Here is a 9,541-nt window from a genome sequence, read left to right as displayed (position 1 = left end):
GAACGACCGCAAACATCCCTTCGTATGGACAAAGACCGCCGACGAAATCCTGGCAAAAGCCCAACCCAATAGGAATTAATGAAACGTGACACTAGATCTACGGTGTCGACCGCGCCATCGAGGTCGACGACAGTGATCTGTGTGAAGTACTGGCCATCCCACCCGGATTCGACCCGGTACATGGTCCCATTCTCAGTCGTGAAGTAGTGGATCTCGTCCGATTGCGTGGGTTGCAGTGCAACGCTTTCCGTCGTCGCGATCGGATCGATGGGGAGGATCAGCTCGGTGCTGGTGCCTGAGCCATGTCCATCATTCACACCCACGAGAAGCCGCTCTGACAGCGGTTCAGACGATGCCGCGTACCGTGCGTCGACGGTCGGGGTGTACGTGTAGCGACCGGTCTGCGGGTCGAGAACCAAGGTGCCGTGATCGCCGACGAGCGTTGTGCCTTCGACGTACTGGCCGGTGTCGGGAGAGTAGATGAGGAAGGTCATCTCGTCGCCGTCGAGATCGGTGAAGTCGTGACCGCCGCTGACAGCGCCGGTGTCAGACGCTGGAGCTTCGGGTGCTCCCACGGTGATGCTGGGTGCGTTGTTCGCAGGTGTGATCGGTGCGGTCACCTCGATCTCGAAGGTTTCGCCCGTCACCGAGTCGGTGGCAGTCACCGTGAACGTGTGAGACTGCACGGCACCGGGAAGTGCTGCGGCGTGGCGTGTTTCCCACGTCGGTGTGTACGCGTACTCATGCGTGTACGGATTGAACGTGACGTCCGGATCGTCGGTGGTCAGTGTCGGATCGGTCATGGCGTCGAGTTCTGGAGAATTGATCGATCCGACAGAGGTGCCCTGCGGCAGCGGCTCGATCGGTACGACGACCGCGGCGGCAGCGAATCCGCCGTGACCGTCATCGGCTTTCACGTAGAACACGTCGGATGTGGTCGACGGGTCTGTGCGAGCCAATAGTGACGGAATGTAGGTGAACTCACCGGTTTCGGGGTCGGCGAGCAGCGTGCCGCCACCTCGGGTCGTGTACACGCCAGGTGCGATCATTGTGGCGCCGGTGATCTGGTAGGTGAGGGCGTCGCCGTCGGTCGACACTGCGAAACCGCTGAAATTGCCGCTGACCGAGCCGCTCTCAGGATCTGCGGCGTCGACTGTGGGTGCGTATCCCTCGACGGGCACCGGTGGTGTGTTGGTGGACAGGGCCGAGATCTCGGTGATGACCGGTGTGAACGTGCCGTCGCCGTTGTCCTGGGCTGTCGTGAGGTAGATGGAGTCGACCGAAGACACGGAATAGGCTCCCGCCGTGTATGTTCCGGGCACCGTCAGATCCTGCTGCCCGCCCGTCGGCGTGATGACGTTGATGGTGGTGTCGGGGCTGTTCAACGTCGAGAAAACCAGATAGACCGTGCCGTCCGGCGCCAGGATGTACCCGTGGTAGTTGGAGACGTCGGTGCGGTTCGGAAGAACGGCGGTAGTGATCGTTCCATCGGTCCGGACGAAGTTTGCGGTGTTGACCCCGGTCTCCGAGTCATAGTCGAACAGGATCACCGTCCCATCGTCGGTGACCCCCATGACGAAGGGGTTGCTGGCAGCCAGGGAAGTGGTTGTCGGGACGCCGTTTTCGAGGGAGATCACGTTGACCCCGCTGAGCGACTGCGATTGAGGGGAGTAGTCTCGCGTGACCAGGAACGGAACGCCACTCGTGGTGAATCGTACTCGTCCACCGTCCTGGTAGGAGAGGCCACGAAGTGTGTGGACCTCGGCGCTGCCATCACGATCGACGATCACCAGCGTGGTGTCGGCTGTGAGGGGCGTGCCCGCTGCGTCACCATCCACGTTGTTGAACGCCCAGTAGGTGGTGCCGTCGGATGCGGTGACGGCAGGTGGCTCTCCGTACTGGGTGGCCAAGCCGCCAGGGACATCATCGGCCACCAACGTTGCTGTCCCCGTGGCCAGATCGATCGCGGTGATGTCGCTGGTGGTGTCCAGGTAGTTGTTGACGGCTGCGTATGTCACCTGATATCCGATGCCGTCACTCAGGTAGGGGCGGTCGTTGCCGATCATGCCATCGATGTCTGCAGTCCTTATCTGGGGTTGGTTCGCGGTGTTTACTCTTGTTTCCACTTGGGTGTGTGGGTCGTCGCGACGCAATAGGTAACGCTTCATTAGGGCGGTGTCACCTATTGGGCGCCCATCGGGTGGGAGTGTGACAGCGCGCGAATGGTCGCCCGGTGGGTCGCGGGACGATCGCAGGCAGAGTCGGGTTGATGAGACGAATGTGCCTGATCCTCCCGATTGGCTACTTCCCCAGATCGTCTCGCTACTCACGTGGGACCGCGAGTTGTGGGAGTTCGATCCTCCACGCGGCGGCGATGACGGTTGAGTACGCAAGAGATTCGCATGCACGCTGGTGCGGCGGGAGCCTCGGATTAGTGTTATCGCGCTGCGCCACAGCCACGATCGGAGGCCGGCAGGGTTGCGCTCGGACAAGAATCCCAGTACTTTCTCAGCATCACGGAAGTGAACATCCAATTGCATATAGCGCATGCGGTGTTTTTGGTGTGCTGGGATCGGGGGATCAGTTGAAACGCGTCTGGGCAATGGCTGGGCTGGTGGTGGCAGTCGTGGCGGTAGCGGTCAGTATGCATCCGATGTCGGCCTCGGCCGCGCCAACAGCGTTGGCCAGCAAGTACGACAAACTCGTCACCGACGACGGATGGAAGATCGAGCTGCGGGCATCGGAACTCACCGTGAACCCGATGAGCAACATCGCGAACAGTTTCGCCTCCCGCGAGGGCTGGGTGTCCTCACGCGTAGGAGTGCTGATCACACCGGCCAGCTCCAATCGACTCCCTTCGCAGCCCGTGAATACCGGTGTGCTGGAACAGTTCCTGCTCGTCGGATGCCAGATAGATGTGTCCGATGGGGCAACCTTCGGTCTCGGATCGTCCTTCGGTCCGCAAGCCAACGTCACTATCAGCGGCCAGCCCGGCGCCTCGATCGGAGTAGGAGGCCAGCTGACCCCATCGATCTCCTCCAAGATCATGCCCGGCCGCATCGCTGAGATTTCCTTGGGGCAAAAGACTCTCAGCACTAACCGGGCATCGATCCGGGTCCGCCGCGTCCACATTTCTGTCGATGGTTGCGCCGGGCCGACCACGGTGCGCACGGTGGTGCGGTTCTCCGCATCGAGCCCTACCGCCGATGACACCCTGAACGTCTACTCCGCGAGGATGTGGCTGTGATGCACAAGAACTCGCCGAACAAACAGAGCGCGACGGCGAATCGGGACACGCAGCCACGACTGTGGGTTGCGGTCGTGGTTGCCATTCTCGCCGTCAGCGTGGCAGTCGTCACGGTGGTGGCATTGAGCAACTCGACAACAGCCGCCGCTGAGACTCCTGCCGAACGGTGTGCCCGCGAAATCGCTGCCTACAACGCGGCGTGGAAACAAGCGTGGGCCGCAGCGCATCCCGGCAAGACCGTCAACGACGCGCCGACACCGAATCCGCCGTATGTGTGCCACGACCCGCAGTCCACGACGCCGACCACCACCACGACCACACCGCCGATCGCCACCCCTGGCACCACGACCTCAACCCCGGCGCCGGGTCCGAACATCACCGGCCACGCTCCTACAGATATCCCGACTGCAGGCCCGACACCGATCGTCCCGGTTCCCAGCGAAACACCGTCACCCCGCCCGCGGCCTGTGAACTATATTCCGTTGACGTCGATTCTGGTGCGCATACCCACGACGCTGCCCGGCCAAGACATCGTGTTGCGCTACCACGACCGCATCCCGGACGTCGGTATGCGCGCAGGACGGTTGGGCGGCACGATCGACATCGAGATCACCCGCTACAGCCCCAGCGCCCGAACACGTTTCGAGTTCACCACAACCATCCCGGCAGGTACACGATGGCAGCGTATCGGGTCAGCCATGCAGTTGGTGACTGCCACAGGACAACGCGCAGCACTGCTCACCAAGACCGGCGCCTTCGACCTCAGCAGTGCTGGAACGAACCTCGTCGCAACATTCCGCACCGCTGGCGGCGAACTGCCATCGGTCGCCGACATCATCGCCCCCGCTCGCCACGACGCGGGCTGCCCGGTAAGTTGCAACGGGCCCACGGTCGACAACCGGACTCTAGAGACAGAGCTCGTCGATCAAGCCCTCGCGCGGTGCCGGGTCGCTCCTCTTGGCCTGACCCCGGACGAGATCCGTGGACTGCGTGCCCAGACGCTTTCCGGTGACGACGGCATGAGACATCAGAATGACCTCGGCAGCTCCCGCGAGCAACTCGTCTCACAAGGATGCACGCGGATCCGTGGCAGCGTGCGTGACTACATGATTCAGAACTTTCCGAAGCGCTTCCGAGACACAACAACCCGATGTGACCCTGCCGAGAGTGGGCCTCGCTGCGAAGGGGTCGTGGCGGTCTGCCCACCGCAGGGTGACTTGTCTTCTGCGTCGCAGAACCAGGTCAGAGACTACGTAAACGGCGTCAACAGGGTAATTCCCCCTGGTGGATATCTTGTACGGACCGGCGATCCACGTCCGGCAAATGATGGGCAGCTCCGCCGCGCCGAGCGGCGCGCCAACCCAGACAAGTATCCGCCGGGATATGAAGCCGGGCACGTTCCAGACCTTACTTGGCAGGGAGCGACGGCGTATACATTCATGGCAATGACATCATCGGTCAATCAATCGATCGGTGGGCAGGCAGGCAAGTACCCAGTTGGATATCGTGCGCGCCTGTTTGTCGTCGGAGAATGGGTCAACGGGCCAAACCAGGTTTGCATGCCCGCACCAATTCCACGTCCCGGAAGGTAGCGCCATGCCAGACTGGCACGACCTGATCAGCGCCCAACTTGAGGTGCACCAGAAGCTCATCGACGCGGGCTACCCATACGATCCAGCTGTACTCAATGAGCCCGCAACCGAGGAACAGATTCGAGTGGCTGAGGAACGCCTGGGTACACGACTGGCCGACCAACATCGAGAACTCCTGAAGATCACCAACGGATGGACCGAACAACACGGATTCAACTCGATCTTTCCCGTCGAGGATCTCGGCGACGGCGCAATCCAGCTCGGTGCCGTCGCGCCCGTAATATACGAGACGCCGTTACATGGCTCGTGGCTAGAGCGTATGCGCAACCGCGACGCCGCATGGGAACTATGCACGCCAATAGGAGATATGCCAGTGCCGGAAGGCCTTCACGACTGGCGCTGGCTCTACCCGATCGCCGAAGGGATCGACAGTGGTGGGCAAGTCCTTGCCTGCGGAATCCCCCCCGGATACCAAGCCTCTCAACGGATATACACCACCAGTACCGACCCCAAACTGGGTTTCCCTGATCTGAAGGCCTACTTTGCGTGGTGCATCGACGATGACCAACAGCAACTCGCTCGCATGACGGCAACAGACTGAGGAGTCGTCCCGTCCGTTGTGCCGACGATGAAGTCCTGCTGCTTCCTAATTTCGCAGCGAGCGTACGGGCGCGGGACTCGCTTGGAGCCAACAGTGGCCCACCAGAGGGGCAGTCGGCAGCGGCCTCTAGAGTGCGGGGGTGAGGCGTGCGTATGTGCAGAAACAAGAGCCTCTGCTCGATGCGGTCGGCATGGCAGTCGATTGGGCGGAAACTGACACCGTTGTAGTGCAGGTACCCAACAGTCGCTGCGTCGTCGATCACCCGTGGCTTGAAATGACTTCCCAGATCGAGATCGTGTGCGCGTCGGCGAAGTCGAAGTATCCTAGCCGCCCGTCTGGCGGTGTCGTGATCGCATTTGACTTGCCAGTAGCCGGGATTCTGGACATCGAGAGCGTCGCCGGGGTCGACGCGATTGTTGCTGTCCGCGCCCATGGGCCAACCGACTGGGGCACAGACGCCGACCACTCACCATGGATCACAGCGTTCGACGTCCAACACCTCGGCGGCGATGTAATCACTCCCGTACCGGACGCTAGTGCGCCGATTCAATCTACCGTGCGCGGACTCACCAGACCCCTGCACAGTCGCGACAGTCTCAACACTCGTGAGAGGCACGAGGCGGTCCAGGCGCTGACATACCTGCGGAGCAATGGCGTTGCGCTCGAAACGAATTCAGTGATGGCTGAAGCGCTCCGGAACGGATGGCTCGGCAGTTCTCTAGAACTGCGGCAGATCGCAATTGCCCTGAACGGCGGAACGAATCTTCGGTACGAGTCACGATTGCGTCCGGAAATGCTGCGCGAGTGGTTGTCTGCCGTCTGACTGGCGGCGTCCGTGTTTCTCGTCAGGCCGGAGGTTAGATCTCGCGCGGTGTTCGCCAGGAACGCCACGGTCGGCGTGGTGCTTCACCGCGAGCCGGTGACTATGGTGTCTGACTGCCGCTCAGCGCAGTCGGCGAACTGTACCGAGCGGGCTGACACCCAATGTTCTGTATTGTGCCGCAACGCCCCACAAGCAGGCGACGTAGCCTGATGGAGTGATCGCTAACGCCTCCTGCACTGGGCCGCGTGTGTCAGTGATTGTCAAGTCTTCCGAAGTTGAGTTGACAGAAGTCCCGGTTGTCGTGCCTGCTGGCCCGGTCGTCATCACCGTGACCGGTCACGTCGATCGAAGCATTCTGGTCGACGGTGTGCCCAAGAGACTCACAGCGGGCACTCAGGGGATGGTCGCGCTCGATTACACACGGTCCACGGGTTAGCACCGGGTGCACGTCGACGGCTGCGTCTTCTGGTTCGCGACGGAGGACCGCAAGCTGCGCTTGGAAGGCATCACCAGGATGCTCGACGAGCTTCGGGGTCTCGGCACAGCGTGGTCTGGGCAGGCATTGTTCTCGGATGGCTCGGGCTACCTCGATCCGCACGTTGGCTACGGGTGGCTCGATGCGAACGCCGAGAGGGCTCTCGACGCAATCGAGACCGTACTCGCCGCTCCGCGAAGTGAAAATGTATCGGCTCGCATACTGAGTCGCCGGGGCGGGAATTCAGTCCTCGCCGTCCCCACTATGCGTTTCATCCGTCGGATACGTGACAGTTGTTGCATACGAGCCATTACCGTCGACCGATACTGCTGATGCACCGGAGTTTCCGGGTAGCAGGACATCGCTGTCCGTTCCGTCCGGTGCGACGCGGATCAGATAGTACTCGGCTTCTTCTCCGGAGCCCTCGCCTGCGACCAACGATGCCGTACCGTCCGGCCCGACGACCACGTCTCCGAGGAGGAATCCGGGCAGGTCGACGGTGTGCGCTGCTCCGCCGGTGTCGACCGTCGTGATCGAGAATGCCCCGTTCTCATCGGTAGAGACGACGTACGCCGTGCCGTCGTCTGCGAACTTCGGATCGCCGTACGTTGTGCCAGGTAGGTCAATCTGGTCAGACGTGCCATCGGGATGGGCGACGATCACCGCGGCCGTGGTAACACCGGATTCGTCGTCGAAGATCGAAACAACCTGTCGCGCATCACCGTCGGGGGTGACGGTCAGCGGGCCGACGGGTTGGCCGGGGAGTTCGACGGTGTGCACGACGCCGTCGCCGTCGACCACGTCGATGCTGTACGTCTGGTCACCGGCGTCGGCTGCAAAGAGCGCGAATCCGCGAGCCATCACGGCAAACGGCTCAGGTTCGGATTCGGTGGCCGAACGAGTCATCTGATAGATCACCGTCTTGCCCTCGTGCACAACGATGGTCGGTGCGCCCACCGGTTGCCCCGACAGTTCCACCGTGACCGGCTGCTGACCGGGTTCTGCGACGGTGAGGAAGTAGGTGCCGGTGCTTTCGTCGTGGCTTGCCTGGGTGATACCACCGGTCGCGGTGGCGTTCGGATTTCCGAAGGGACTGGCGGGCAACGATATCGAGGACACCGTGCCGTTTGGTTCTACGACGTTGACCCAGTACTGGTCGGTCTCGGTGTCGTGGCTGTGCTGATAGATGACGCCGTCGGACCCCTGAACGGGGATTCCGACCGCGTCACCGGGGAGGTCGGGCCGCACCGGCTTTGCTATCGGCTTCACGGGGAGGTTCAGCGTGACGGATGTCGAATGTCCATGGCCGTCATCGGCGGTCACCAGGAAGGAATCGGTGGTGTTCTCGTCGGCCGCAGCGCGTGCTTCCGGCGTTGGCGTGTAAACGTATTCGCCGTTGGCGGGGTTGAAGACGAGTGTTCCCTTGGGGCTGGTGTAGGTGTCTCCGTCTTGGGTGACGTCGTCGCCGGTGACGGTGTAGGTCGGTTGGTCATCGTCGCGATCGATGAAGGTGAGTTGTCCGCTCACGGCGCCGGTGAAGCTCGCAGGTGCGCTGGGCGGTGACGCGGTGAGGGTCGGCGGCTGGTTGGCAGCGGGAACGGTGACGGTGACGGTGATGGTCGTGGTGGTCGAGTGCCGGTCCTCGCCGAAAAGTCCTGCCAATCCATGGATGTGGAATGAGGACTCGTCAGACGCGGTGACGGTGAAGGTGTCGGTACCACCGGATTCGCGAAGAGCGTCACTCGGCTTGTAGGTGTAGTTGCCGGTTGCCTGATCGATGACGACCGTGCCGCCTTGCGTGGTGGTCGTCGGCGTCGAATAGACGAGGCGGTCCCCGTCGGCGTCGGTGACACCGATCTGGCCGGTCGCGGTCCCCGACTCCTCGTCGTAGTGGCTGGTCCAGTCGCCGGCGGTCGGGGTCTTGTTGTCCAGCAGGCTTTGTGTGCGCCGCACCCACCAGAGCAACGTCCACGACGCCGGGCTCGACGCCGGGGCGCTACCGTTGCCGCCGAGGAGGGGAAGTCCGAAGAGAGCGAGGAATCCGAGTGCGGTGGTCCGAGGTTCGAGCGGCGTCGCGGCAGCGAGGGTGGTCGGTGGTGGGGCGGTGATCGTCGGCGTGGTCTCCGACGCCGCAGGGGTGGCGGTGGCAGCCAACGGCGTGCCGGTCGCGACGGGCGGGGTGCCTGCGCGATCGGCCGGTGTGCCCGGTACGGCTCGAGGCGTTGTTCGTTCGTTCTGGGTGTCGTGATCGGGGCTTGGTGGACGCTGGGTGTTGTCGGGGGTCGGCGGTCCCGCGACATCGATGTCGGGAGTGCCAACGGGGGCCGGGACGCCGTTGGGTGTGCCGTTGCCCGCAGGGGTGGAGGTGGTGTCGGGCGCGACGGTGTTGGTCGGCGCGGGGTCGGGTGCCGGTTCGGGTTGTGGTGGGGGATCGGTGTTGTCTGTGTTCTCGCTGTTGTCAGGGGTGACGCCGGGGCCGCCGGTTGTGTCGGTGTCGGAAGCGTCGGGCTCCGTGTTCGCGTCGGCGTTCTCGTCCGTGCTTTCCGAGCCGGCGCCGGCATCATCCGCGTCGCCGTCCGAGTCGTCGTCGGAGTCGGAATCGTTGTCGTTGTCGGTCGACTCGGACGAATTCGCCGACCCGCCGTCCGAGTCGGAGGGCTCCGCGTACGCAGGACTGCCGCCATAGAGCAGGATGCTCATGCCGGCGGCGATGGCGAGGATTCTGGCCCGGTTCTTGCGACTCGTCATCGTCGGTTCCTCCTGCGGACGCGGGTCTCGGCGTGGGTACTCCTCTCACGCTGCC

6 protein-coding genes and 1 pseudogene are annotated in these 9,541 nt (G+C 62.9%); 4 read left to right on the top strand and 3 right to left on the bottom strand.

The annotated features are described in order from the left end of the window. Together ABZW74_RS17085 and ABZW74_RS17080 are read right to left on the bottom strand one after the other, a co-directional pair. Positions 1 to 2,066 (bottom strand): annotated as a pseudogene (locus ABZW74_RS17085) (hypothetical protein); the annotation flags it as partial. A 514-nt stretch (positions 2,067 to 2,580) separates the two neighbouring features. Beyond that, positions 2,581 to 2,772: a hypothetical protein gene (locus ABZW74_RS17080; RefSeq protein ID WP_355277801.1), complete on the bottom strand. Its 192-nt coding sequence runs from the start codon at positions 2,770 to 2,772 to the stop codon at positions 2,581 to 2,583. Here ABZW74_RS17080 and ABZW74_RS17075 point away from each other — a divergent pair. The 4 genes from ABZW74_RS17075 to ABZW74_RS17060 all read left to right on the top strand — a co-directional run bounded on the left by ABZW74_RS17075 (position 2,762) and on the right by ABZW74_RS17060 (position 6,263). After that, complete coding sequence (locus ABZW74_RS17075; RefSeq protein WP_355277798.1) at positions 2,762 to 3,247, top strand: MspA family porin; 486 nt, start codon at positions 2,762 to 2,764, stop codon at positions 3,245 to 3,247. The genes ABZW74_RS17080 and ABZW74_RS17075 overlap by 11 nt on opposite strands. Then, a complete protein-coding gene (locus tag ABZW74_RS17070) occupies positions 3,244 to 4,839 on the top strand; it encodes a hypothetical protein (RefSeq protein ID WP_355277795.1) in 1,596 nt (531 codons plus the stop codon). The genes ABZW74_RS17075 and ABZW74_RS17070 overlap by 4 nt, the downstream gene beginning before the upstream one ends. A 4-nt stretch (positions 4,840 to 4,843) precedes the next feature. After that, positions 4,844 to 5,440, top strand: coding sequence for an SMI1/KNR4 family protein (locus ABZW74_RS17065; RefSeq protein ID WP_355277793.1), 597 nt, complete (start codon positions 4,844 to 4,846; stop codon positions 5,438 to 5,440). Between the two features lie 154 nt (positions 5,441 to 5,594). Next, positions 5,595 to 6,263: a hypothetical protein gene (locus ABZW74_RS17060; RefSeq protein WP_355277790.1), complete on the top strand. Its 669-nt coding sequence runs from the start codon at positions 5,595 to 5,597 to the stop codon at positions 6,261 to 6,263. A 718-nt stretch (positions 6,264 to 6,981) separates the two neighbouring features. On the opposite strand, the gene ABZW74_RS17055 is transcribed toward ABZW74_RS17060, so the two are convergent. Next, complete coding sequence (locus ABZW74_RS17055) at positions 6,982 to 9,486, bottom strand: VCBS domain-containing protein (protein ID WP_355277788.1); 2,505 nt, start codon at positions 9,484 to 9,486, stop codon at positions 6,982 to 6,984. Between the last annotated feature and the right edge of the window lie 55 nt (positions 9,487 to 9,541).

The sequence above is a fragment of the Gordonia sp. NPDC003585 genome (genome assembly GCF_040610755.1).
In the GTDB taxonomy this organism is placed as follows: domain Bacteria; phylum Actinomycetota; class Actinomycetes; order Mycobacteriales; family Mycobacteriaceae; genus Gordonia.
Note: the sequence above shows the minus strand (reverse complement) of the source record. Positions and strands in the feature narration are given on the sequence as shown.

Coding starts and splice junctions, on each gene's coding strand:
- ABZW74_RS17075 (WP_355277798.1), top strand. CDS start 2,762: ATGAGCAACATCGCGAACAGTTTCGCCTCCCGCGAGGGCTGGGTGTCC.
- ABZW74_RS17065 (WP_355277793.1), top strand. CDS start 4,844: ATGCCAGACTGGCACGACCTGATCAGCGCCCAACTTGAGGTGCACCAG.
- ABZW74_RS17080 (WP_355277801.1), bottom strand. CDS start 2,772: ATGTTGCTCATCGGGTTCACGGTGAGTTCCGATGCCCGCAGCTCGATC.
- ABZW74_RS17055 (WP_355277788.1), bottom strand. CDS start 9,486: ATGACGAGTCGCAAGAACCGGGCCAGAATCCTCGCCATCGCCGCCGGC.